The sequence below is a fragment of the Saccharopolyspora spinosa NRRL 18395 genome, assembly GCF_000194155.1.
GTDB lineage: Bacteria > Actinomycetota > Actinomycetes > Mycobacteriales > Pseudonocardiaceae > Saccharopolyspora > Saccharopolyspora spinosa.
On the sequence record NZ_GL877878.1, the window covers coordinates 231,384 to 255,270 of the forward strand.

Annotated in this window: 20 protein-coding genes and 2 pseudogenes; 12 read left to right on the forward strand and 10 right to left on the reverse strand. The window is 69.0% G+C overall.

Annotation, left to right across the window (positions count from 1 at the left end):
* Nucleotides 1–4: 4 nt before the first annotated feature.
* Complete coding sequence (locus SSPN_RS41955) at nt 5–265, reverse strand: hypothetical protein (RefSeq protein WP_187764709.1); 261 nt, start codon at nt 263–265, stop codon at nt 5–7.
* 340 nt (nt 266–605) lie between these two features.
* Here SSPN_RS41955 and trxA point away from each other — a divergent pair, with 340 nt between their 5' ends.
* Nucleotides 606–1,523 (forward strand): thioredoxin, encoded by a 918-nt coding sequence (trxA, locus tag SSPN_RS0101215; protein ID WP_029534845.1) that lies wholly within the window; start codon nt 606–608, stop codon nt 1,521–1,523.
* Nucleotides 1,524–1,633: 110 nt separating this feature from the next.
* Here the strand turns inward: trxA and SSPN_RS0101220 are convergent, their stop codons facing one another.
* The 4 genes from SSPN_RS0101220 to SSPN_RS0101230 all read right to left on the reverse strand — a co-directional run bounded on the left by SSPN_RS0101220 (nt 1,634) and on the right by SSPN_RS0101230 (nt 5,350).
* Nucleotides 1,634–2,350: a tyrosine-protein phosphatase gene (locus tag SSPN_RS0101220; RefSeq protein WP_029534846.1), complete on the reverse strand. Its 717-nt coding sequence runs from the start codon at nt 2,348–2,350 to the stop codon at nt 1,634–1,636.
* Nucleotides 2,351–2,445: 95 nt separating this feature from the next.
* Nucleotides 2,446–3,021, reverse strand: coding sequence for a neutral zinc metallopeptidase (locus tag SSPN_RS59075; protein ID WP_237710409.1), 576 nt, complete (start codon nt 3,019–3,021; stop codon nt 2,446–2,448).
* Nucleotides 2,928–3,875, reverse strand: coding sequence for a neutral zinc metallopeptidase (locus SSPN_RS59080; protein ID WP_237710410.1), 948 nt, complete (start codon nt 3,873–3,875; stop codon nt 2,928–2,930). Before SSPN_RS59080 ends, SSPN_RS59075 begins: the two co-directional genes overlap by 94 nt.
* A 224-nt stretch (nt 3,876–4,099) precedes the next feature.
* The gene (locus tag SSPN_RS0101230; RefSeq protein ID WP_143539749.1) at nt 4,100–5,350 is read right to left on the reverse strand and encodes a neutral zinc metallopeptidase; all 1,251 of its coding nucleotides are present in this window, start codon (nt 5,348–5,350) and stop codon (nt 4,100–4,102) included.
* 88 nt (nt 5,351–5,438) lie between these two features.
* Here SSPN_RS0101230 and glgP point away from each other — a divergent pair, with 88 nt between their 5' ends.
* The 5 genes and pseudogenes from glgP to SSPN_RS62395 form a co-directional block, all read left to right on the forward strand.
* A complete protein-coding gene (gene glgP, locus SSPN_RS0101235) occupies nt 5,439–7,991 on the forward strand; it encodes an alpha-glucan family phosphorylase (protein ID WP_010305451.1) in 2,553 nt (850 codons plus the stop codon).
* A gap of 224 nt (nt 7,992–8,215) precedes the next feature.
* A pseudogene (locus SSPN_RS50195) lies at nt 8,216–8,314 on the forward strand (mycothiol transferase); the annotation flags it as partial.
* 87 nt (nt 8,315–8,401) lie between these two features.
* Nucleotides 8,402–8,974, forward strand: a complete 573-nt coding sequence (locus tag SSPN_RS0101245; protein ID WP_010305459.1) for a TetR/AcrR family transcriptional regulator — start codon at nt 8,402–8,404, stop codon at nt 8,972–8,974.
* A 152-nt stretch (nt 8,975–9,126) separates the two neighbouring features.
* Nucleotides 9,127–9,792 carry an HNH endonuclease gene (locus SSPN_RS53535; RefSeq protein ID WP_010305463.1) on the forward strand — a complete coding sequence of 222 codons (666 nt, stop codon included), beginning with the start codon at nt 9,127–9,129 and terminating at the stop codon, nt 9,790–9,792.
* Between the two features lie 348 nt (nt 9,793–10,140).
* Nucleotides 10,141–10,272 (forward strand): annotated as a pseudogene (locus SSPN_RS62395) (zinc-binding dehydrogenase); the annotation flags it as partial.
* 10 nt (nt 10,273–10,282) lie between these two features.
* Here SSPN_RS62395 and SSPN_RS0101260 read toward each other — a convergent pair.
* From SSPN_RS0101260 to SSPN_RS0101275, 4 genes are all read right to left on the reverse strand, one after another.
* Nucleotides 10,283–11,407 (reverse strand): hypothetical protein, encoded by a 1,125-nt coding sequence (locus tag SSPN_RS0101260; protein WP_237710411.1) that lies wholly within the window; start codon nt 11,405–11,407, stop codon nt 10,283–10,285.
* A gap of 136 nt (nt 11,408–11,543) precedes the next feature.
* Nucleotides 11,544–11,726, reverse strand: a complete 183-nt coding sequence (locus tag SSPN_RS59085; RefSeq protein ID WP_148271914.1) for a hypothetical protein — start codon at nt 11,724–11,726, stop codon at nt 11,544–11,546.
* 231 nt (nt 11,727–11,957) lie between these two features.
* A complete protein-coding gene (locus SSPN_RS0101270; protein WP_010305476.1) occupies nt 11,958–12,383 on the reverse strand; it encodes a rhodanese-like domain-containing protein in 426 nt (141 codons plus the stop codon).
* Nucleotides 12,380–13,009, reverse strand: a complete 630-nt coding sequence (locus tag SSPN_RS0101275) for a cysteine dioxygenase (protein WP_010305481.1) — start codon at nt 13,007–13,009, stop codon at nt 12,380–12,382. Before SSPN_RS0101275 ends, SSPN_RS0101270 begins: the two co-directional genes overlap by 4 nt.
* Before the next feature lie 480 nt (nt 13,010–13,489).
* On the opposite strand from SSPN_RS0101275, the gene SSPN_RS0101280 reads away from it, so the two are divergent.
* The 4 genes from SSPN_RS0101280 to hrpA all read left to right on the forward strand — a co-directional run bounded on the left by SSPN_RS0101280 (nt 13,490) and on the right by hrpA (nt 20,541).
* Nucleotides 13,490–14,257: an ABC transporter ATP-binding protein gene (locus tag SSPN_RS0101280; protein WP_044573160.1), complete on the forward strand. Its 768-nt coding sequence runs from the start codon at nt 13,490–13,492 to the stop codon at nt 14,255–14,257.
* Nucleotides 14,258–14,334: 77 nt separating this feature from the next.
* Entirely contained in the window at nt 14,335–15,117 is a 783-nt protein-coding gene (locus SSPN_RS0101285) for an enoyl-CoA hydratase/isomerase family protein (protein WP_010305488.1), read from the forward strand.
* A 180-nt stretch (nt 15,118–15,297) separates the two neighbouring features.
* Nucleotides 15,298–16,476: a THUMP-like domain-containing protein gene (locus tag SSPN_RS0101290; protein ID WP_010305494.1), complete on the forward strand. Its 1,179-nt coding sequence runs from the start codon at nt 15,298–15,300 to the stop codon at nt 16,474–16,476.
* Nucleotides 16,477–16,578: 102 nt separating this feature from the next.
* Complete coding sequence (gene hrpA, locus SSPN_RS0101295; RefSeq protein ID WP_029534850.1) at nt 16,579–20,541, forward strand: ATP-dependent RNA helicase HrpA; 3,963 nt, start codon at nt 16,579–16,581, stop codon at nt 20,539–20,541.
* Between the two features lie 396 nt (nt 20,542–20,937).
* Here the strand turns inward: hrpA and SSPN_RS0101300 are convergent, their stop codons facing one another.
* The gene (locus SSPN_RS0101300) at nt 20,938–21,783 is read right to left on the reverse strand and encodes a DegV family protein (protein WP_029534851.1); all 846 of its coding nucleotides are present in this window, start codon (nt 21,781–21,783) and stop codon (nt 20,938–20,940) included.
* A 288-nt stretch (nt 21,784–22,071) separates the two neighbouring features.
* On the opposite strand from SSPN_RS0101300, the gene SSPN_RS0101305 reads away from it, so the two are divergent.
* Nucleotides 22,072–22,854, forward strand: coding sequence for an electron transfer flavoprotein subunit beta/FixA family protein (locus tag SSPN_RS0101305; RefSeq protein WP_010305506.1), 783 nt, complete (start codon nt 22,072–22,074; stop codon nt 22,852–22,854).
* A 35-nt stretch (nt 22,855–22,889) separates the two neighbouring features.
* Nucleotides 22,890–23,840: an electron transfer flavoprotein subunit alpha/FixB family protein gene (locus tag SSPN_RS0101310; RefSeq protein ID WP_010305510.1), complete on the forward strand. Its 951-nt coding sequence runs from the start codon at nt 22,890–22,892 to the stop codon at nt 23,838–23,840.
* The last annotated feature ends 47 nt before the right edge of the window (nt 23,841–23,887 follow it).

Here is a 23,887-nt window from a genome sequence, read left to right on the forward strand (position 1 = left end):
GTGGTCAGAGCCCGGCCTTCGGGTGGTCGACGATCGGCGCGTTAACGCAGTTGTTGACCTGCGGTGAAAAGACCGGCACGACGACGCCGATCAGAGCGCCGATGTTGTTGCCGCACAACTGCACCGCGGCGGCGCTGATGTTGTTGTCGTCGGCGGCGTTGATGCCGTCGTTGTCGGCGCTGTCCGCGAACGCGGCGCTGCCGAGGGTCAGGACGCCGAGGGTGGCGGCACCGGCGACACCCGCAACACGGGTAGCAATACGCACTGTTTCGAACCTCTCGTTGAACAACTGGCTGAAGGTCCCCCATTTGGAGGCCCCGCAGACCCGCGAGAAAACAACCGTCCCTCGCGGGCTCCGCCTTCCCCTTCGGTGATCGGGTCCGCCGAACCTTAGGACCGAACCGGCCTTGCCACCTGTTCGAGCGACACTCGTTCGCTGCTTCGGTTTGATCTAGGAACTTCGTCGGCATGGCGATTTTGGTTGCTCGGTGTCCTGAGTCGCGGAACATTCACCGCCCAGCCGTCACGCAGCCAGCGGGACGTGTCAGGATGGAGGCGTGACGAGGCCGGATCCACGCCAGAACGCAGCAGCTCTGTCCGCCGCGATGGCGGGCGCAGTCGACCTGTCGGCCCTGAAGAACCGGGCCGAAGCAACCGCTAGGGCCGCCACTCAGGCGCCCGCAGCCAACGGCGGAAGCGATGCGGGGTCGGCGACTGCTGCGGTGATCGACGTGACCGAGGCCACCTTCCAGGCCGAGGTCGTCGAGAAGTCCATGCAGGTGCCCGTGGTCGTCGACCTCTGGGCGACCTGGTGCGGTCCGTGCAAGCAGCTCTCCCCGGTGCTCGAACGACTCGCCCGGGAGGCCAACGGCGCCTGGGTGCTGGCCAAGATCGACGTCGACGCGAACCCGCGCATCGCGCAGCTGTTCCAGGTGCAGTCGGTGCCCACGGTCATCGCGATCGCCGGTGGGCAGCCGGTGGACGCCTTCGCCGGTGCTCTCCCGGAACCGCAGATCCGCCAGTGGATCGATTCGCTGCTGAACGCCCTGCGCGACCAGATGCCCGGCATCCGCGCCGCCGAAGAGGGCGTCGAGCCGGCCGCCGAGGTGCCCGAGGACCCGCGGTTCACCGCCGCCGAGGACGCGCTGGAGCGCGGCGACTACGCCGCCGCTGAGGACGCCTACCAGCAGATCCTCGCCTCCGAGCCGAACAACGAGCAGGCCAAGGCGGCGCTGTCGCAGGTCCGCTTCACGGCGCGCGCCGAGCAGGCCGACCCGGCCGCGATCGAGCGCGCCGACGCGGCCCCGGAGGACATCGACGCCCAGCTCGCCGCCGCCGACGCGGAGGTCGCCGTCGGGCGGGTTGCGGAGGGCTTCGACCGGCTGATCCGCGCGGTCAAACGCACCTCCGGCGACGACCGGGACCGGATCCGTCGGCACCTGATCGAGATGTTCGAGGTCTTCCCGGAGGGCGACGACCGGGTCGCGGCGGCCCGCAGGGCGCTCGCCAGCGCCCTGTTCTGAGTCCAGGACGCAAGGGGAGCGGCGATTTCGAGCGAAATCGCCGCTCCTTCCTTTTCCTGGAGATGGGTGCCTCCGCGCGCCCAGCCGGCTTGGGGTTCGTCGGCGATCGGTTAGGCGATCAGCCTGTCGCGCAATGCAGTCAGATCCGCCTCGGAGAGGCCGCCGGAGCGCAGATGCACCGCCATGTCGCGCGAGGTCGCGGCCTCGCGGATCAGTTCGTCCTCGCTGGTGCCGTGCTGGGCGATGAGCTGCCTGATCTTAGGGGTGTCGTCGCCCAGCCCCACCCGGGCGCACAATTCGGCACGGCGAACGTGGCTGAACGCGTAGTCCGAGGCGATGTCCGCCGGATCAGCGCCGACCAGGACCAGCAGCACGAGAACGATCAGGCCGGTGCGGTCCCGGCCACCGCCGCAGTGCACCAGCACACCGCCCGGCTCGGCCCGCGCGATCGCGCGGCACACTTCCGCAACGCGCTGCGGGAACCGGTCCAGGAACGGCTGGTAGTACAGCGGGGTGTAGGAAATCCCGCCGCCCCACTGCTCCCAGAACTCGGTGTCCGAGTAGTCGTCGAGCGGCAGGCGCACCGTCGTCAGCTCCGGCGGTCGCGGGGCCGCGTCCGGCTCGCGTTCGTCGTCCCCGGTGAGGTCGATGATCGTGCGGATGCCGTGCCGCTGGAGCGCCGACCAGCCTGCCGCGGTGAGCGCGGCCGGGTCTTCTGAGCGAGCCACCGCACCCCAACGGGTTCTCCGCTCCGCGCCTACGCAGAGACCGCCGAGGTCCCGTGCGTTGAGGAGGCCGTCCCAGTCAAGATTCCGTTCGAGGGCCATGTCCGAAGGACGTCCGTGACCAGTTCGGGTTGTTCCGGCGAAAAGAAAAGCGGTGTCGCCCCGAAAATCGGTGCGACACCGCAGGTTCCGTCGGCTCAGCCGCCGTACTTGGTGCTGCACGGGGCGAATCCCTGCTGGACGCCGACCCGGAACGCCTCCACCCGCGCGAACCCGACGGGCACCTGGTCGCCGCGGACGTTCGCCGCGATCAGGCTGTCCGCGCCGAGCAGCGCGGACACCCCCTCGTCGATGTCGTCCGGCACGATCCGCAGGTTGCCGACGGGGTTGCGCTGCCCGATCGGGTCCTCGACCAGCAGCCCGCTCCACGAACCGACCATGCAGGCGGTGCGCAGGCCGGCGGCCTCGTCGTCCAGCGGCAGGCCCGCGGCCTTCTGCACCGACAGCGCATACCTCGACGCCACCTGGGCGTATGCGGCGAAATCGCCGTAGCCGCTGGTGTCCCCGCTCTTGCTCGGCGGTTGGGCGATCTTCTGCAGGGCTGGAATGTCCAACGAGATCGTGTTCGTGCTCGGGCAGTAGGACGCAGGTGAGGTGGCCTGCTCGCGACCGCACGGCTTCAGCTCCGTGACGATCTTGGGCGGCTCGGCGCCGGTGTCGCGGAACACCGTGTGCAGGCTCTGCTCCACTGCGTTGAGGCTCTTCTGGTCCACCGGGAGATCGGTGTCCTGCTTCTGGATCGGTTTCCACGCCTGGAAGAGCGTTGGAAGAGCGTGGTGCGCTTCTGGACGTCGCTGAAGTCCATCTTGGCGCAGCGCTGCGGGCCCTCGCTGAAGCCGAACTGGAACGCCGTGACCCGGTCAAACGCGGATCCGTGCGCGCTTCCGTCCCGGAAGTCGGAATCACCCGGGGAGTCCCGGATGAAGTTCAGCACGCCCATGACCTGGTTGAGGCCTTCGCCGGTGGAAACCTGGAAGTACTTCGAGGATCCCTCGGCGACGTGCCGGAAGTACGCGCCGGTGAAGCAGTCCGCCTGTTGCTCCAGCACGATCACCTGGTCGTTCGAGGTGGCCGTGCCCGCGCGGTGCTGCACGGCGTGCCCCATCTCGTGCGCGAGCACCGTCACCACGGCCATCGGCCCGAAGCTGTTGTTTAGCTCCGGGAGCAGGGTGCTGCGGTCCCACGCGATGAAATCCTCCGGCCGGCAGTAGAACGCGTTGACCACGCCGGTGGTGTTCTCCCCGCACAGTTGGATTCCGGGGCCGCCCGAGTCGTAGGACACCAACCGCTTGACCGGCGCGAAGCGCTTGCCGGGGAAGGCCTTCGGGAAGGTCTCGCTCCAGTAGGTGTCGATGTCGGCGACCGCGTTGCGCGCGAGCTTGTCCATCGCGCCGTTGTCGGTGCCCTCCACCGGTAATGACGACTCCGGTGCGCCGTCCTTGGGACCGCTGGGACCGTTGCTGGCGGGCAGGCCGGCGACTTCGGTGGTCGAATAGCCGCCGAGCGTCGTTGGGGTGCCGCTGACCACCTGCGAGCACCCGCCGACGAGGGCGATGCACGCGAGCACCGAGACAGCGGGACCGAGGATCCGCTGCCGCCGTCGGTTTCTTGTCGATACCGGTACCACTGCCGCGCCCCATCCTGCTGACCGAAGTCCTCCTGCCACCGGGCCGGCCCTGAGCCGCCCGATGCCGGAAGCAGCCTATCGGTTGCGAGATCGACCCACGTGCGATCTCGGCGGATCCCGGGCCGGCCGGATGACAGGAAGCCGCTTACGCCGCGAAGTCCTGATCAGCCGCAGGCTGCCGCGTCGCCGAGAGCTCCGGTGCGAAAGGCCGCGATGCGGTCGAATCCTGTTAGCGGGTTCGCGCCGTGCGCGTCGCGGGAGACTTCGTCGGATTCGAGTGTGATCGTGACGGCTTCGTCGAGGTCACCCGCCGACAGCGCTGGTTGCGCAGCCGTGTAAGCGCCGGTGAGGCAGGCGATCTGCTTGCCCGCTTCGGCTCCGGTGGTGGGGCGGCCGAGTTCGGTGAGGGCGGCCAGCGCGAACCGGGAGGTGAGCAGCGTGGTGACGGCCTGGTCGCCGATGCTGCGATGCGGTCCGGCCAGCGCTGCGCGGTCGACGACGATCGTCGGGGGTTGCGCGCAGAACTGCGCGGGGCCGGTTGTTTCGGGACATCCGGGTGCTGAGCGGACGGCAGGTGGCGTCCACCGCCCGCCGCGCTGTGTGACGAGAGCGCCGAAGTAGCCGGAGATGCGATCGGTGCGCAGGACGTCGTCCAGCGGTTTGTTCGGATCGTCCGGCGCTGGTTCCGCCAGCGATGTTCCGGTCACGTCCGCGCAGCGTCGCGGGCCGTCGAGAAATCCGCTCTGGAAGGCCGAAATGCGGTCGAATGCGGTGCCGTGGGTGTCGGTGTTGTTCGTGCTCACCGGGTCGCGGAAGACGATGAGCGCGCGCATCGCCCGGTCCAGTTGCTCGGGGTTGATGCGTAGGTGCTCGGCGTGACCGTCCACGACCCAGCGGATGAACGAACCCGAGTAGCAGTCCGCCATCGCTTCGAGACGCATCGGAGCGCCATCGGCGTGCAGTCCGGCGCGTCGCTGCACCGCGTGCCCGATCTCGTGCGCGAGCACCACAGCAACCGATGCGTCGCCGTAGTGCTCTCGCAGGACCGGGACCAGCGCTGCGCGGTCCCAGGCAATGGCGTCGACCGTGGCGCAGTAGTACGCGTTGCCTTCGATGTCCTTCACATCGGCCGCGCAGGGCGGCGGGGCGCTGGTGCCGTTGGTGTCCACCGAGAAGAAGCCGCCGTCGAGGTCCCGCCAGGGCACGCCGAACACCGCCGGGTACTGCGCTGCCCAGTACCGCTGGACGTCGGTGACGATCGTGGCCGCGAGCCGGTCGGTGTCGCCTTGGTCGGTGCCGTGCACGAACGACGGGCCGACCGTGTGATCGGCCACAGGGGCCGGTTGCGGTGGTGCCGCGGTGCAAGCGCCGACGATCAGCAAGATCACCAACGCCACCAGCCCAATCGCGCGCACGCAGCCAAGCTTCCCATCGGCCACGAGTGGCGGCAGGGCTGGTACTTCCGCGAACGGGCCGCCGCGTTCCAAGATATGGTCCGCTGCTGTGAGAGCAGTCCACCGCTTCACCGTGCGTGCCCACCTGCCCGAGCCGTTGAGCGCGCTCGGCACGCTGGCGACCAACCTCCGCTGGGCCTGGCATCCGCCGACCCAGGACCTGTTCGCGGCGGTCGACCCGCAGGTGTGGTCGTCGGCGGGGGCGGATCCGCTGCGGCTGCTCGCCGAGGTGCCCGCCGAGCGGCTGCGGCAGCTGGCCGGCGACCAGGACTTCCTGGCTCGCACCCGGGCCGTCGACGACGACCTGCGCCGGTACCTGGCGGTGCCGCGCTGGTACCAGCAGCGGCAGGATGAGGACGCCGGGCTGCCCGTCTCGATCGCCTACTTCTCGATGGAGTTCGGCCTCACCGAGGCTCTGCCGAACTACTCCGGCGGACTCGGGGTGCTGGCCGGCGACCACCTGAAGTCGGCCTCCGACCTGGGCGTGCCGATGATCGGGGTCGGGCTGCTGTACCGGTCCGGGTACTTCCGGCAGTCGCTGTCCGCGGAGGGCTGGCAGGTCGAGCACTACCCGGTGCTGGATCCGCGCGGCCTGCCGCTGGAGATGCTGACCGAGCCGGCCGGGCTGCCCCTGCAGGTGCGGGTCGCGATGCCCGCCGGTCGCACCCTGCACGCCCGGATCTGGAAGGCGCAGGTCGGGCGGGTTCCGCTGCTGCTGCTGGACAGCGATCTGCCGGAGAACGACGACGACCTGCGCGGCACCACCGACCGGCTCTACGGCGGCGACGCCGAGCACCGGATCCGCCAGGAGATCCTCGCCGGGATCGGCGGCATGCGCGCGGTCCGCGCCTACTGCGAGCTGACCGGGCACCCGCAGCCCGAGGTGTTCCACACCAACGAGGGCCACGCCGGGTTCCTGGGCCTGGAGCGGACCCGCGAGCTGCTGGAATCGCCGGGCCTGCAGTTCGACCAGGCGGTGGCCGCGGTGCGGGCCGGGACGGTGTTCACCACGCACACCCCGGTCCCGGCCGGGATCGACCGCTTCCCGGTCGACCTGGTCCGGCACTACTTCGGCGACGGCTCCGAACAGGCGCTGCTGCCCCGCGTGCCCACGGACCGGGTGCTCGCGCTGGGCGCCGAGGACAACCCGGGCATGTTCAACATGGCCCACATGGGGCTGCGGCTCGCGCAGCGCGCCAACGGCGTTTCCGAGCTGCACGGCAAGGTCATCCGCAAGATGTTCCGCAACCTGTGGCCGGGCTTCGGCACCGAGGAGATCCCGATCCGCTCGGTCACCAACGGCGTGCACGGGCCGACCTGGTCGGCGCGGGAACTGGGCAAACTGCTCGGCGAGTCCGAAATGGACAGCGGTGCCGGGCTGCGCGGCATCGAGCCGGTCAGCGACTCGCTGCTGTGGGAACTGCGCTGCTCGCTGCGCCAACGCCTGGTGGACGAGGTGCGTCGCAGGCTGCGTACCGCGTGGCTGCGGCGTGGCGCGTCGGACCTGGAACTCGGTTGGTGCGACACGGTTTTCGACCCGGACGTGCTGACCATCGGCTTCGCCCGCCGGGTTCCGACCTACAAGCGGGCCACGCTGATGCTGCGCGACACCGAGCGGCTGCGGGAGCTGCTGCTCGACGCGGACCGCCCGGTGCAGATCGTGGTCGCCGGGAAGTCGCACCCCGCCGACGAGGGCGGCAAGGCGATGATCCAGCAGATCGTGCGCTTCGCCGACCAGGCCGATGTGCGGCACCGCATTGCGTTCCTGCCGGACTACGACATGTCGCTGGCCAAGTACCTGGTGTCCGGTTGCGACGTGTGGCTGAACAATCCCGTGCGCCCGCTGGAAGCGTGCGGCACCTCGGGGATGAAGGCGGCGCTCAACGGTGCCCTGAACCTGTCGGTGCGGGACGGCTGGTGGGACGAGATGTTCGACAGCCACAACGGCTGGGCCATCCCGAACGCCGACGGGGTCAGCGACCCGAACCGGCGCGACGACCTGGAATCCGCGGCCCTGTACGAGCTGATCTCCGACCACGTCGCCCCGATGTTCTACGAGCGCAATACCGACGGCGTGCCCGGAAAGTGGATGTCGATGGTGCGGCACACCCTGGCGACGCTGGGGCCGCGCGTGCAGGCGTCGCGGATGATCCGCGAGTACGTCGACAACCACTACATGCCAGCCGCGCGGTCGGCGCGGGCCGTCACCGCGGATGACTACCGCGGGGCGCGGGAGATCGCCGACTACCGCGCCCGGTTGCAGGCAGCCTGGACCTGGGTGCGGATCAGCGACGCCGAGATGTCCGTCGACGACGGCGGCACCCCGCTGCTCGGCGGGCAGGTCACGGTGCGGGCGCGGGTCGACCTGGCCGGGCTCGATCCGTCCGATGTGGACGTCGAGGTGGTGGTGGGGCGCGTGGACGACTGCGACGTGCTGCACGACTTCGTCACCGAGTCGATGCACCCGGCGGAAGGCGGCCGCTACGAAGCGTCGGTGACGCTGCCGCACGCAGGACCCGCGGGCTACACCGTCCGGGTCCTGCCCCGGCATCCGCTGCTGTCCGGTCCCGCAGAACTCGGCAAGGTCGTCCTCGCGAGCTGACCCGTCCGGGTGACGTCGAGGTGGCACTTGGAGGGCATTCGGTAACCCGTACAGCACGGCCATGCCCTGGCGAGGTGCGGCTCGCCCGCCGGCTGCGCCCCGCCAGGGGGCCCTCCACAAAGGACGAGATTCGGCATGATGGCCGGGTGAATGATCGGCAGCGGTTCGAGCCTTCGCGGGCGGGCCATGAGCGGGCGACCTTGACCGGCATTCTCCAGTTTCAGCTCCGGTACGTCCTCGCGCACATGATCGAGGAATATGCGTGCCACGACGGCCATGCCGACCTGCTCCGCGAACGCATCGACGGACCCACCGGGCAGTGATGCGAGTCGCCAACCAGATGGTTGGCCGGAGCTGGCGGGATTGATCGATTTCAACTGGTTGGTTGGTTCGGCGAGTACAGTTCGAGTGTGTCCCGCAGCGCCGAAGCCACCAAAACTCGGATCTTCGAGGCGGCGATCGCCGAGTTCGCCGCCTACGGCATCGCCGGTGCGCGCGTCGACCGGATCGCCAAGCAGGCGCAGGCTAACAAGCAACTGATCTACGCCTACTTCGGCAGCAAGGACGCGCTGTTCTCGGCGGTGCTGGAACGAACGATGGACGAGCTGGCTGCCGAGATCCCGATGGGCGGCGATGACCTGCCCGGCTACGTCGACCGCCTCGCCGACTACCACGTCGCGAACCCGCACGTGCTGCGCCTGCTGCTGTGGGAAGCCCTGGAGCGCGGCGAAACCGGCGTCGTCGCCGAGTCCGAACGCGCCGAGCGCTACCGGCGCCAAGCGGAAGCAGTCCGCCGCGCCCAGGAAAGCGGCAACGTGACCGGCGAGTTCGATCCCGGGATGCTCGCCCTGCTGTCGATCGGCTTGATCAGCTGGCCGCTGGCCGTGCCGCAGCTGCGCCGCATGATGCTCGGCGACGCGAAGCCGGCGGATCTGCGGGCGGCGGCTCGAAAAGCCGTCGAGCGCCTCACTGAACCCCGCTGATCGCCCGATTTTCCGCGGCCCGGAACGCATTTGGGCCATCTGCGTGATCTTGAAGAGGAGTCGTCGAAAACTCCCGGTGCTGAATCGGTCGCGCACGGTATTTTCCCGGGTGCTTAGGACCTCGCGGTCCGCCGGGCGACCTGGGGGTTCGAGTGGCTGGCTTCGTCGATTCGGTGCTGAACCTGGTTCTGCTCGCGGCATTGGTCTTCGTCCTGGTCGCGGGGCTGTCCCTGTGGCAGCGCCGGTGGCCGAAGACGCCCGCGTTCGCCCGGCCCCGCGGCACCAGCAGCACGCAGCTCCGCTCCGACGGCAACGCCGACATATTCCACGACCGGGGATTCCTGTTCCGCCGCCGGTGGTTCTTCGTCGGTACCGGCTGCCCGCCGACGCGCATCGACCGGCGACGGCTCGACGGGATGCGCGTCGAGCAGCTGAACCGGCCGGCGCGCGTGGCGTCCTCCGGCGGCCGGACGTGGTGGTGGTTCGAGAGCTCCTTCTACTGGGAGTCGGGTGGTTACTCGGCGCAGGACGTCGTCGCCCTGGTGCGGGACCGGCAGCGCAAGGAGAAGGCCAAGCTGGACCGCGCGCACCTGCTGCTCAACACCGACGCGCGCTCGCCCGGCCGCCGCCCGGCGATCCCGCGCGAGGTCAAGATGCGGGTGTTCCAGCGCGATAATGGTCGGTGCGTCCAATGCGGCACCGACTTCGAGATCCAGTACGACCACATCATCCCGGTCGCGCTCGGCGGCAGCTCGACCGAGGAGAACCTCCAACTGCTGTGCGCCCAGTGCAACCAGTCGAAGGGCGCGAACCTCTGAGGGCGCCACCGATTGGTTAAGGCCACGATTTCCGGTGCGCGCAAGGCGAACTTGCTGCTGCGACCGGCCGTCAGACGCTCGCGCTGAAGGTGCGGCGGTAGGCCAGCGGGGAGACGCCGATCGCGACGTGCAGGATTTCGCGGACGTCGTCAGCGATGTCGACGTCGTGCTGGACCCCATCGCGGGCGACCCCGCCCGTTCCTTACGGACTCTCGGACGAGGTGGCGTCCTAGTCTCCATTCTGCAGTTCGGGCGGGAGGCGATTGCCGCCGACGCGAAACGGCTTGGAGTACGGGTGAGTCTGATGCTCGTCGAGGCCGATCAGGCGGGCATGCGCGCCGTCACCTCACCGAAATCGTCGAATCCGGCCGACCGCATGCGGAGATCGCGGGTGTGTTCCCGCTGGCGGAGGCGGCCAAAGCGCACGCCCTCGGCGAAACCAACCACACCATCGGGAAACTGGTGCTCTCGGTGGAGTGATGCAGCGCGATCACGCCACGGAAAGCCGCTCGCGGGTCTCGACGACCCTCGGCGACCACGGGGCCAGCTCCTCGGCCTTAGCCAACGCCACCCGCGCGGCGACGTTGTCGTGGCACGCCATGTGCGCGCGGGCGAGTGTGACGAGGTCGTCGGCGCGGGATAGCGGTGAGTGGTTGTAGTCGGCGCCGGTCGTGGCGAGGCGGACGGCGCGGTCCGCCTCGCCCTCGATCAGCGCGAGCAGTCCGCTCGCACCGCTGAGCTCGAACTCCGGGAAGCCGAGCCGGATCGCGTCGTCGAGCGCCTTCTTCGCGGTCGGCAGCAAGGTTTCCGCAGGCAGCTGACCGGCCTCCACGGCCTTGAAACCGAGGCCCGCGAGGCCCGCCAGCACGTAGGACATCCTGCGCGGTGGGAGTTCGTCGTTCTCCGCCAGGAACTTCAGCATCAGCAGAACCCCCGGCGCGTATTCGCCGCGCGATTCCATCACGGCGGCCTGGCACGAGATCGTGGCGTTCAAACCCGGGTACTTCGCGGCGAGTTCATCGGCATGCGTCTGCGCGCGCTCGATGGCGCCTTCGCGCAGGGCCTCGTAGGCGCGGGCGGCCATCGGTGCGGCCAGGAAATCCGCGCGTTCCGGGTCGCGCATGCGCGGCAGCGAGAACAGCAACCAACCGGTCGAGGTGGTCAGCGGAACCCGCCTCGGCCACAACTTGTAGATCATTAGTGGCGTTGCGGCGAGCACGAAACCGCGGCCGAACGGACCGTCGGCGAGCAACCAACCGACCACGACGACGGCGACACCGACCAGCGCCGACAGCAGGCCCGCCAGCCAGCAACGCAGGATCACCGGGGAACGCCACGGACCGATCTGCGACCGCAATGTGACCGGCAGCCAGCGGATCGTGAAGGTCACCCGGCCGATCCGCCACGACGCGACCTCCCGCATCGCGCCGAACACCACCTGCCGGACCCGCAGCCCGAAAACCACCGAGCCGACGAGTAAACCCAGCTGGGTAGCCATCGGCAGCAAGATCACCCCGGCCAGGGCGCCGAGCCAGCCGACGGCAGCGCCGACCGGGCCGGTGCCCGCGAACAGCTCTACGGCTGTTACCGCTACCGCGCCCACGACGGCGGTCACGACCCAAGGGCGGAACAAAAGACTCTGAGCTCGCACAAGGTTGGAAGCGTACGGGACCAGGCCGTGCCCGATGTGCCGTTTGGGCAGGTCGTCGGCTGGGAATGCAGTCTGGCGCGGTGACACCTGAAAGTGCTCATCAGGCAGTGACCAGGAGTCGCGCGCTGCCGGCGAGGTGGCACATTGCCAGGCCGGGCGAGGTGCGCGATTTGATCGACTCCGTGTCGGCGTCGCTGGGAATTCCGCGATCGTTGATCTCGCCCGGCGTCCACAGCCGACTCTTGTGGCTGCGCGGTTTGCCACCTCCGGCGGCTCTGGGCACATCCGGCTCCCGGGGCACATCCGGCTCTCCGGGCGCAGATCGTGCTCCTTGCCCTCCGGTCCACAGTGGGCCCGGTACCGGTAATCGTCTTGCGCCTCATCGGTCCGCCCCGGCGGCTGGCGTGAGGAAGGGAACCTTCCTGTCATTGATTGCGGCGGCTGATGTGAGGAAGGGAACCTTCCTGCCACGGGTGGCGGGAAGGTTCCCTTCCTCACAGTGGGTGTGCGGGCGTCAGGCGTTGGTGGTGACCGGTAGGCCTGCTGCTTTCCAGGCCCGGAAGCCGCCGTCGAGGTCCGTGGCCTTGGACAGGCCAAGCGTCTTCGCCTGGGCGGCGGCGAGGCTGGAGGCGTAACCCTCGTTGCACACCAGGACGACCGGGCGGTCGGGGTGCAGGTCGTCCAGGCGGTGGCCGCCGGCCGGGTCCAGGCGCCACTCCAGAACGATCCGCTCCACGGTCAGCGCACCCGGGATCTCGCCTTCGGCGAGCCGGTCGGACTGCGGCCGTATGTCGATGATCAGGCCCCCTTCCTGCTGCAACGCGAGCGCTTCCTGCGGGGAGACCCGGGCCAGCTTCGCACGCGATTCGGCCAGCAGGTGCTCGATGCCGAACGGGCCGGCCGTGACGCTGTCCGGTCGTTGGGTCGGGATCGCGGTCATCCGAGCTCCTTCGGGTGTGGTGCGGGCGTTTGCGGAACGTGCGGCCGTTGCGGCGGGACTGGTGGCACGTCAGCCAGATCCGCGTAATAGCGGACCGGCAGCAGCGGTGGCGAATATGCGTGCACGCTCGCCGAATTCACCGAGCTGATGTTGCGGACCTGGTGCGCGCGCCCGCTGCCGAAGCCGACGCCCGAGCCGACGTCGTGGTGCGTGGTGCGAATCGGGCCCGCTGGATACCGGTAGTCCTCCCGAAGCGCGCCGAACAGCACGGAGAACGAGCCGGACGCGCCGCCGTGGTCGTGCGGTTGGGTGCCCTGACCGGGCGCCCACGACAGCAGCCACAACTCGACGCCCGCGGTCAGACCGAGCTTGGCCCACCATCGCTGTTCGTCGTCGATGCGCACGACGTCGAGCAGCGGGCCGGTCAGTTCGGACGCGACCAGGCTGGTGAGGTCGCGCAGTTCGCGCGGCGTCCACAAAAGGTGGTCGGGGCGGATCAGGTCGTGCAGCAACGGCAGGTCGAGCCCGGGGTGCAGTTCCACCACGCCCGGCTCGGGAACCGGTTCGGTCGGGGAGTACTTGGACAGTTTGTTGGCGTTGGACGGGTGGTGTCGCACAGCGCTCATGCGTGTCTCCAAGTTCGTCTTGCGGTGAGCACGGCACGACGCGCACACCCTGCCGAGGCGGGGCGTGCTTCAGTGGATGGATTCGTCGGACCGCGCGATGAGAGCCTGGAAAGGCGGAGCAGACCGCTTCAGCGACAGGCGGAAGTTACGACCAGGAACAGGTCGATCACGCGATCGCGGGTGAGCAACGAATCGGACACGTCGCCGATCGTGGCACGGGCCGGGCCGCAGTGCCAGCACTATCGCCATCGTCCCGGTATCTGGGCGCCCGATGATCGTCACCCGACCGGGGCGTTCCGGGCAGGTGGGCGCAGGGTGCGCCCGGCCGCAGCCGCCGCAGGTGCAGGCGGAACAATGGGGCCTCGGAGGGACCTGCCGGATACCTGCGGCGGTCCGGACGGAGACGAACCGCCTGCGCGTCGCCGCGGCGCTGCGGTCAGTCACGGCTGGGAGGTAGACGTGGACGACCTGGTCATCCGGATGGATGGCGTCGGTGTTCGGCGGGGCAAGACCACGCTGGTGGCCGACGTTAATTGGTCGGTTGAGCTCGACGAGCGCTGGGTGGTGCTCGGCCCCAACGGGGCGGGCAAGACGACGCTGCTGAAGATGGCCAGCACCGAGATGCACCCGAGTGAGGGCAGCGTCGACGTGCTCGGCGAACGGCTCGGCAAGACCAACGTGTTCGATCTCCGGACCCGCATCGGCCTGTGCTCGGCGGCCCTGGCTGCCCGCATCCCCGGCGACGAACTGGTCCGCGATGTCGTGGTCAGCGCCGGATATTCGGTGCTCGGCCGGTGGCGCGAGGAATACGACGCGATGGACACCGACCGCGCCGCCGAACTGCTCGAAATGCTCGGCGTGGCGCACCTGGCCGACCGCGAGTACGCGACGTTGTCCGAGGGGGAGCGCAAGCGCACCACCATCGCGCGAGCCCTGATGACCGATCCCGAGTTGCTGCTGCTGGACGAGCCGGCTGCGGGGCTGGACCTGGGCGGCCGGGAGGACCTGGTGGCGCGGTTGTCCGCGCTGGCAATGGACCCGGACGCGCCCGCATCGGTGCTGGTCACCCACCACGTCGAGGAGATTCCTCCGGGTTTCACCCACGGCCTGCTGCTGCGTGAGGGGAACATCGTCGCGCAAGGCCTGCTCGACGACGTGCTCACCGAGGACAACCTGTCCAAGACCTTCGACCAGGACCTGGAACTGCAGCGCAGCGGCGACCGGTTCTTCGCCAGGCGGCGCTGCTGAGATCCGCGACACAGCAGGTTCGGGGTGGCGCGCGATAGCCTGCCCGCGAGGTGGCGGTTCGACGAGGAGGTTGCTGCGTGGGCGAGTTCGTCAGACTTGAGGTGGACGGCGCGATCGGGACGATCCGGCTGGATCGGCCGCCGATGAACGCGTTGAACCGGCAGATCGAAACGGAGCTGCGGGACGCCGCGATCGAGGCCGCTGAGCGCTCCGACGTTCGCGTCGTGATCGTCTACGGCGGCGAAAAGGTCTTCGCGGCGGGCGCGGACATCAAGGAGATGGCCGAGATGTCCTACGCCGACATGGCCCGCAAGGAGGAGCGCGGCCTGTCGGATGCGATGAGCCACGTCGCCGCCATCCCGAAACCGACCGTGGCCGCCCTGACCGGGTACGCCCTCGGCGGCGGTTTCGAGCTGGCGTTGAGCTGCGATCGGCGCATCGCAGGGGAGAACGTCAAGGTCGGCCAGCCCGAGATCCTGCTGGGTGTGATCCCCGGCGCGGGCGGCACGCAGCGGCTCGCCCGCCTGATCGGGCCCAGCAAGGCGAAGGACATCGTCTACACCGGGCGTTTCGTCGACGCCCAGGAAGCGCTGTCGCTGGGCATGATCGACGAGGTCGTGGCGCCCGACGAGGTGTACGCGGCGGCGCGGCGCTGGGCCGAGCAGTTCACCGGCGGTGCGGCTCGCGCGCTGGCCGCGGCCAAGGCGGCGATCGACGGTGGGCTGGACGTCGACCTGGACACCGGGCTGAAGCTGGAGACCCATCTTTTCGCGGGCACCTTCGCCACCGAAGACCAGAAGATCGGGATGCGCTCGTTCATCGAGAACGGCCCGGGCAAAGCCAAGTTCACCGGGAACTGATTGGGTAGTGCCTGCCGAACTCGTCTTTCGTGGCGGTGCGGGTGGCGGCGCTCCGAGGACGCAAGAGTTCGGCAGGCACTTCATGCTCGGACGGAACGGATCGTGACAGCTCGCCACACCAGCTCGACCCGCGGCTTCGCTGCCGGAGCGTGGTTCCGGCAGCGGTGTTGAGGAGTTCTGGTGGGGTACAGCTTCGATTTGGCGGACGTGGTCTTCCTGCGTTCGGCGGCCGGTCGGGAGGCCGTCGTCGAGCTCTCCGCGCTCGCGTTGACCAGCTCGACGCGGCTCAAGGACGTCGCCGCCGCCCGCAAGCTCGTCGGTGAACGGTTCGCGGCCGCCGCGTTGGAGACGGCCGTGCTGCGGCGTCGTGCCGAGTCCAAATTGGACGATTGCGCGGATTGGCTGTTCACCGACGCGGCGTTGCAGCAGGCGACGGCCAGCGTGGTGGCCAGGCATCGCGCGCGGCGGTTGGCCGGGCGTGACGTGCACGACGTGACATGTTCCATCGGCGCGGACCTGGTTGCGCTGACCGCCGTCGCGGCGCGCTGCGCCGGCTCCGACCTCGATCGTGTTCGGTTGTCGATGGCCCAGCACAACCTCGCGGTTTCCGGGCGGTCGGCGGTGCTCGCGGAGGCCGACGCATTGCGCCCGGTGACCCGGGGTACGGCCGTGGTCGCGGACCCGGCGCGCCGGGACGACGCCGGTCGGCGGCGCTGGAACCCGGCGGACCTCGTCCCGCCGTTGGACGACCTGCTCGATGTGTACGCCCGACGCGACCTCGTGGTGAAGTCCGCACCGGGGCTGGACTTCGCGGCGGTCCCGGATACCGCCGAGGCAGAGGTGGTGTCCTTGGCCGGTCAGGTCCGGGAAGCCGCGCTGTGGTTCGGCGGGCTGGCTGACCGCGAGGTTCGGCGCCGGGCGACGGTGCTGCGGCCGGACGGCACCGGTTGGACGATCACCGACGCGGAGCCGGACGACTGCCCGGCCGTCGAGGTTCGGCAGTGGATCGTCGACCCGGACGGCGCCGTGGTGCGCGCCGGCCTCGTCCGGCACTACGCCGCGCGGCACGGGCTCGCCCAGCTCGACCCGCACATCGCCTATCTGACGGGCGACGAGCCGCCGCCGGGGGTCCGTGCCTTCCGGGTCTTCGACCACGGCCGGTACGGCGAGAAGTCGCTGCGCACGCTGCTGCGCAGCCACGACGTGGGCAGGCTGGAGATCCTCGTCCGCGGTCTCGACGTGGACCCGGATGAGCTGCGCCGCCGGCTGAAGCTGAAGGGCACGCAGGACGCGACCGCGGTGCTGACCCGGGTCGGCGACACCGCGATGGCATACCTGTGCCACGCCGAGCGGGTTTGAGTGCCCTGGGTCACTCGATTTCCCCTTCCGGGTGTGCGCGCCGTGGGTGCGTCGAAAACCAGAGGCAGCCGACGCAACCCCTTCTCTATGCTTGGACGGAGTATGGGTACGTCGTCTGTTGAATCTCCGTTGGTCGATCTGCGAGAACGGTTGCCCGAGCTGATGCTGCACGACCAGCGTCGGCTGCATCGTCGCATCGAGGGAGCCCGCAAGATCCGCGATCCGCAGGCACTGCGGGCCGTGACGGCCGAGATCGCCGGCGACGTCGACGCCGCGGAGCGGCGGATCGAGCAGCGCCGGGGCAACGTGCCCAAGATCAGCTACCCCGAGGCGCTGCCGGTCAGCCAGCGCCGGGACGACCTGCTCGCGGCGATCCGCGACAACCAGGTCGTCATCGTCGCCGGCGAGACCGGCTCCGGAAAGACGACGCAGCTGCCGAAGATGTGCCTGGAGCTGGGCCGAGGCATCCAGGGCATGATCGGCCACACCCAGCCCCGGCGGCTGGCCGCCCGCACCGTTGCCGAACGCGTCGCCGAGGAGCTCGACACCGAGCTCGGCAGCGCCATCGGCTACCAGGTGCGCTTCACCGAGAGGGCCGGCGCCGACACCCTGGTCAAGCTGATGACCGACGGCATCCTGCTGGCCGAGATCCAGCACGACCGGCTGCTGCGGCGTTACGACACGCTGATCATCGACGAGGCGCACGAGCGCAGCCTGAACATCGACTTCATCCTCGGCTACCTCAAGCAGCTGCTGCCGCGCCGCCCCGACCTGAAGGTGATCATCACCTCGGCCACCATCGACCCGGAGCGCTTCTCGCGGCATTTCGACGACGCGCCCGTGATCGAGGTCTCCGGGCGCACCTACCCGGTCGAGTTGCGGTACCGCCCGCTGCTGGACGACTCGGACGAGACCGAGGACGTGGTGCGCGACCAGACGCAGGCAATCTGCGACGCGGTGGACGAGCTCTGCGCCGAGGCCCCGGGCGACATCCTGGTCTTTCTCAGCGGTGAACGTGAGATCCGGGACGCCGCCGACGCCCTGAAGCAGCAGAACCTGCGCAACACCGAGGTCCTGCCGCTGTACGCGCGGCTGACAGCCGCCGAGCAGCACCGGGTGTTCCAGCCGCACAGCGGTCGGCGGATCGTGTTGTCCACCAACGTGGCCGAGACCTCGCTGACGGTGCCCGGCATCAAGTACGTCATCGACCCCGGCACCGCCCGCATCTCCCGGTACAGCTTCCGGACGAAGGTGCAGCGGCTGCCCATCGAACCGGTCTCGCAGGCGTCGGCGAACCAGCGGAAGGGCCGCTGCGGCCGGGTTTCCGAAGGCATCTGCATCCGGCTGTACTCCGAGGAGGACTTCGAGTCCCGCCCCGAGTTCACCGACCCGGAGATCCTGCGCACCCACCTGGCCTCGGTCATCCTGCAGATGACCTCGCTGGGCCTGGGCGAGATCGAGTCGTTCCCGTTCCTGGAGCCGCCGGACCGCCGCCAGATCACCGACGGCGTCAACCTGCTCCACGAACTGGGCGCGCTGGACAGCTCGAAGACCGAGCTGCACAAGCGGCTGACCCCGATCGGCCGCAAGCTCGCCCAGCTCCCGATCGACCCGCGACTGGCCCGGATGGTCCTCGAAGCGGATCGCAACGGCTGCGTGCGCGACGTGCTCGTCATCGCCGCCGCGCTGTCTATTCAGGACCCCCGCGAACGACCGGCGGAAAAGCAGCAGGCCGCCGACCAGAAGCACGCGCGGTTCGTCGAGAAGGACGCCGAGTCCGACTTCCTCACCTACCTCAGCATGTGGCGGTACCTGCGCACCCAGCAGAAGGAACTTTCGTCCAACCAGTTCCGGAAGCTGTGCCGGACCGACTTCCTCAACTACCTGCGGGTCCGCGAGTGGCAGGACCTCTACGGACAGCTGCGGCAGATGGTCAAGTCGATGGGCATGACCCTCGGCGAACAGGACGCCGACGCGGCACGAATCCACCAGTCGGTGCTGGCCGGTCTGCTGTCGCACGTCGGCCTCAAGGACGTGGACAAGAAGACCGAGAAGAAGTCGGGGGCGCCCGGGCGCGGTTCGAACGAGTACCAGGGCGCGCGCAACGCCCGGTTCGCCGTGTTCCCCGGGTCGTCGCTGTTCAAGAAGCCGCCGCGCTGGGTGATGGCCGCGGAACTGGTGGAGACCTCCCGCCTCTGGGCGCGCATCGCCGCCCGCATCGAACCGGACTGGGTGGAACAACTCGCGCAGCACCTGGTCAAGCGCAGTTACAGCGAGCCGCACTGGGAGAAGGACCGCGCCGCGGTGATCGCCGCCGAACGGGTCACCCTCTACGGCGTGCCGCTCGTGGTCGGCCGCAAGGTCAACTACGGGCGCGTCGACCCGGAGCTGAGCCGCGAGCTGTTCATCCGGCACGCGCTGGTCGAGGGCGACTGGGACACCCGGCACGCGTTCTTCCACGAGAACCGGGCGATGCTCGACGAGGTCGAGGACCTCGAAGAACGCGCCAGGCGGCGCGACATCCTGGTGGACGACGAGACGCTGTTCGAGTTCTACGACCGGCGAATCGGCGCGGACGTGGTTTCCGGCAGGCACTTCGACGCGTGGTGGAAGACGGCCGCCAAGGAACAGCCGGACCTGCTCAACTTCGAGAAATCGATGTTGATCAACCGGGAATCGGCGGCGGTCAGCGACCAGGACTACCCGGACTTCTGGCCGCAGGGCGGTCACCGGCTGCCGCTGTCCTATCAGTTCGAACCCGGCGCCGACGCCGACGGGGTGACCGTCCACATTCCGCTGGCCGTGCTCAACCAGATCGAACCGGACGGATTCGACTGGCAGATCCCGGGCCTGCGCGAGGAACTCGTGACGGCACTGCTGAAGTCGCTGCCGAAGACCGTGCGCCGGAACTTCGTCCCGGCCCCGGATTTCGCCAAGGCGGCGCTGTCCCGCATGACCTCGCCGGACGGCGCGCTGCTGGACGGCCTGCAGCGGCAGCTCCAGGGCATGACCGGGGTGGTGGTGCCGCGCTCCGAGTGGGACCTCGACCGGGTGCCCGGCCACCTGAAGATGACCTTCCGGGTGGTGGACGGCAAGGGGCGCAAGCTCGCCGAGTCGAAGGACCTGGAGTCGCTCAAGCAGCGGCTGAAACCCAAGCTGCGCGCGGAGATCTCCGCCGCTGCGGACGACGTCGAGCAGAGCGGGTTGCGCTCCTGGGCCTTCGGCCGGTTGCCGCGCACCTTCGAGCAGCAGCGGTCGGGGCACGCCGTGAAGGCGTACCCGGCGTTGGTGGACGAACGGGACAGCGTCGCGGTGCGGATGTTCGACACCGAAGAGGAGCAGCAGCACGCGCTGTGGGACGGCACCCGCCGGCTGTTGCTGCTGAACCTGAACCTCCCGTCGCCGGTGAAGTCCATCCAGCGGGGGATGAGCAGCACCACCCGGCTGGTGCTGGGCAGCAGCCGGTACGGCGACCTCGCCGCCGTGCTCGACGACTGCATGAGCTGCGCCGTCGACAAGCTGATGACGGATTACGGCGGGCCGGTGTGGGACGAGGCAGCGTTCGGCTCCCTCCAGAACAACGTGCGGGCACGGCTGGGTGCGGTCACCGTCGATGCGGTGTCCAAAGTCGAGCAGGTCTTGGTGGCGGCGCAGCGGGTGGCGGCGTTGTTGGCCGACCAGCCCGCAGGACTGCACGCCAACGCGATCTCCGACATCCGTACCCAGCTGGACGGGCTGCTGCATCCCGGTTTCGTGACCGGAACGGGCTTCGCGCGGCTGTCCGATCTGGCGCGCTACCTGCGGGCGATCGAGCAGCGGCTGGACAAGCTCCAATACCACCCGCAGCGCGACCGGGACTGGATGTTCCAAGTGGACGAGGTCCAGCAGCGCTATCGGGATCTGTTGGCCGGGGTGCCGCAGGGGCGTTCCCCGAGCGAGGCGTTGCGGAGCATCGGATGGCTCATCGAGGAGCTGCGGGTGAGCCTGTTCGCGCAGACGCTCGGCACGTCGCAGCCGGTGTCGGTGAAGCGCATCCACCGCGCGATGGACAAGTTGGAGCGCTGATCCGGCGCTCGTCGTTACGGTCGACGAGCCGGACAACCACTTGAGCACGGTCGAGACCTGCATGACTGATCCCCTTCGGGTTCGGGTTGGTATTTCGGGCGAACACCGCGGCGGATGGCCGTATTCGGTGCTTCGGAAGCACTATTTGCTCCGAGCCGCGTGCTTGGAGAACTGGCGCGCTTCGAACCGCCCAACATCGAGTATTCATGCTCGAACAGTCGTTCGCATCACTCGACGGAGTGGAACCCGCTGGGAAAGCGCGGGAATCGGCGCCTCACGCGGGTCCTCGACCCGAAAACCCTTTGGGGATGGCGAAAAACTCGGCACTCACCGCCCCGCGAACGCAGCGCAATGCAGTGCAGTGCAGTGCAGTGCAGTGCAGTGCGGCTTTGCCGCTCAGGTGGCGGGGGAGACCGTCACGCCCAGGGCGCCGGGCCCGACGTGCGCGCCAAGGACCGCGCTCGTTTCCTCAAGGGTGATGCGGCGGACCTGGGGAAGTTGGGAGCGCAGGTCGTCGAGCACGCGCTGGGCGCGATCGGCGAACTGGAAGTGCTCGACACCGATGTCGACCGGGCCGCTGCCGGATCGCTGGACCGCGTTCGCGACCATCTTCTTGAGCGCCCGGTCCGGTCCGATGGCCTTCGTCAGCTGGTCGATGATGCCTTCCTTGAGGATCAGCACCGGCTTGATCGACAGTGCCTGGCCGAGCCAGGCCTGGGCGCGTCCGATCCGGCCGCCGCGCTGCAAGTAATCCAGGGTGTCCACGTAGAGCAGCTGCGTGGTGGTGCGCAGGCGCCGGTCCAGCACGCTCATCACGCCCTGCGGGGTCGCGCCGGCGACGGCGGCCTCGGCCGCGGCCATCACCGGGAAGCCCAGACCCAGGCCGACCAGCCGGGAGTCGACCACGTAGATGGGGATGCCGATCTCGGCGGCCGCGTTGCGGGCGGACTCGCAGGTTCGGGACAGGCCCTCCGAGATGTGGATGGAGATGATCGTCTCGGCGCCGGAGGCGGCGGCGTCCGTGTAGTTCCAGTAGAAGGCCGGTGGTGGCGGTTCGCTGGTCTCCACCGGGATGCCGTCGCGCATCGCCTGGGCCAGCGTCGGGTGCGGCACCCGGCGCTCGTCGTTCTGCTCGTCGCCGACCTTGAGCTCCAGTTGGACGACGGAGATGCCCAACTGCTCGGCGACGTCGTGCGGGACTGAAGCCGTCGAGTCGGTCACGATGGCGACGCGTTGCCTCATGCGGGCCAGGCTACTAATTGGTAGGAATTCGGTACATCTGCCCGGCAGAAAATGTCGTCACGGCAACCTGGCGTATTCGACGCCTGCGGGGGTGAGTACCGTCACGTGCGGGGCCTGGTTGCACCGGTACTACCGGCTAGTAACATTTTGGGTGGTTGGCGTCACTGTGCTTTTCGCACAATGGCGTGGCAAGGTCAACCTACCCGGACTGCACAGCGCCGGGTCCGCAAGCAAAGCCGCTGGAGGACCAGCGAGCGTCGTCTGTCCGCAGGAGGTCGAAGAGGGCCCATGAACATCGTCGTCCTGGTCAAGCAGGTGCCCGACACGTATTCCGAGCGGAAGCTGTCTGCTGCGGATCACACCCTGGACCGCGCGTCGGCCGATGCGGTGTTGGATGAGATCAACGAGCGCGCGGTGGAGGAAGCGCTGTTGATCAAGGAGGCCCAGGGCGGCGAGGTGACCGTCGTGTGCATGGGTCCGGAGCGTGCCTCGGATGCGATCCGCAAGGCGCTGTCGATGGGTGCCGACAAAGCGGTGCACTTGTTGGACGAGGCGCTGCACGGCACGGATGCGCCGGCCACGGCGCGTGCGCTGGCGAAGGTGATCGGCACTGTCGAGGGTGTTGATCTGGTGATCGCCGGTAACGAGGCCACGGATGGCCGCACCGGTGCGGTGCCGGCGATGGTGGCCGAGGTGCTGGGCTGGCCGCAGCTGACCTTCGCCCGCAAGGTCGAGACCGACGGTTCGAGCGTGAAGATCGAGCGGGAGACCGACGCGGGGATCCTGAATGTCGGGGCGGCGTTGCCGGCGGTGGTGTCGGTGACGGAGAAGATCAACGAGCCGCGGTACCCGTCGTTCAAGGGCATCATGGCCGCGAAGAAGAAGCCGGTGTCGGTGTTGTCGCTGGCGGATGCCGGTATCGACGCGGGCGAGGTGGGGCTGGCCAGCGCCGGTTCGCAGGTGGTGGAGTCGGCGCCGAAGCCGCCGAAGTCCGGTGGTGTGAAGGTCACCGACGAGGGCGAGGGCGGCGTGCGGGTTGCCGAGTTCCTGGCCGGCGAGAAGCTGCTCTGAGGGTCGTTCACGGTTTTTCGAGGAGGCATTGATTCATGGCTGAGGTATTGGTCCTCGTCGATCACGTGGACGGCGAGGTCAAGAAGGTCACGTTGGAGCTGCTGACGGCGGCGCGTCGGCTGGGTGAGCCGTCGGCGGTCGTGGTGGGCGAGCCGGGCACCGCTGGGAAGCTGACCGATGCGCTGGCCGCTTACGGTGCGGCGAAGGTGTATGCGGCGGAGTCCGCGGAGGCCTCGGAGTTCCTGGTGACCCCGCAGGTGGACGTGCTGGCCGCGCTGGTGGGCAGCGCCGGCCCGGCGGCGGTGCTGGTGCCGGCGTCGATCGACGGCAAGGAGATCGCCGGTCGGCTGGCGATCCGCATCGGTTCGGGTCTGCTGTCGGAGGTCGTGGACCTTGACGCCGACGGTGTGGGGTCGCACTCGTTGTTCGGTGGCGCCTACGACGCCAAGGCGAAGGTCACCAAGGGCACGCCGATCGTCACGGTGCTGCCGGGTGCGATCGAGCCCGAGCAGGCCGCGGGTGCGGCCGCGGTGGAGTCGGTGGAGGTTCCGGCCGCTTCGGGTGCGAAGATCACCGGTCGGCAGCCCGCCGAGGCGGGGGACCGCCCGGAGCTCACCGAGGCCTCGATCGTGGTTTCTGGTGGTCGTGGTGTTGGTTCGGCGGAGTCGTTCGAGGTCGTGGAGAAGCTGGCCGACAGCCTGGGTGCTGCGGTGGGCGCGTCGCGTGCGGCGGTGGACTCCGGTTATTACCCGCACCAGTTCCAGGTCGGGCAGACCGGTAAGACCGTGTCCCCGCAGCTGTACATCGCGTTGGGCATCTCCGGTGCGATCCAGCACCGGGCCGGTATGCAGACGTCCAAGACGATCGTCGCGGTGAACAAGGACGCCGAGGCCCCGATCTTCGAGATCGCCGACTTCGGCGTCGTCGGCGACCTGTTCAAGGTCGTCCCGCAGCTCACCGAGGAAATCACCAAGCGCAAGGGCTGAGCCCGAGCTGATCTGACGCAGAAGGCGGGCCGCACCCAGGTGCGGCC

Coding starts and splice junctions, on each gene's coding strand:
- trxA (WP_029534845.1), top strand. CDS start 606: ATGGCGGGCGCAGTCGACCTGTCGGCCCTGAAGAACCGGGCCGAAGCA.
- SSPN_RS0101220 (WP_029534846.1), bottom strand. CDS start 2,350: ATGGCCCTCGAACGGAATCTTGACTGGGACGGCCTCCTCAACGCACGG.
- SSPN_RS0101270 (WP_010305476.1), bottom strand. CDS start 12,383: ATGACCGCGATCCCGACCCAACGACCGGACAGCGTCACGGCCGGCCCG.
- SSPN_RS0101275 (WP_010305481.1), bottom strand. CDS start 13,009: ATGAGCGCTGTGCGACACCACCCGTCCAACGCCAACAAACTGTCCAAG.
- SSPN_RS0101280 (WP_044573160.1), top strand. CDS start 13,490: ATGGATGGCGTCGGTGTTCGGCGGGGCAAGACCACGCTGGTGGCCGAC.
- hrpA (WP_029534850.1), top strand. CDS start 16,579: ATGGGTACGTCGTCTGTTGAATCTCCGTTGGTCGATCTGCGAGAACGG.
- SSPN_RS0101300 (WP_029534851.1), bottom strand. CDS start 21,783: ATGAGGCAACGCGTCGCCATCGTGACCGACTCGACGGCTTCAGTCCCG.
- SSPN_RS0101305 (WP_010305506.1), top strand. CDS start 22,072: ATGAACATCGTCGTCCTGGTCAAGCAGGTGCCCGACACGTATTCCGAG.
- SSPN_RS0101310 (WP_010305510.1), top strand. CDS start 22,890: ATGGCTGAGGTATTGGTCCTCGTCGATCACGTGGACGGCGAGGTCAAG.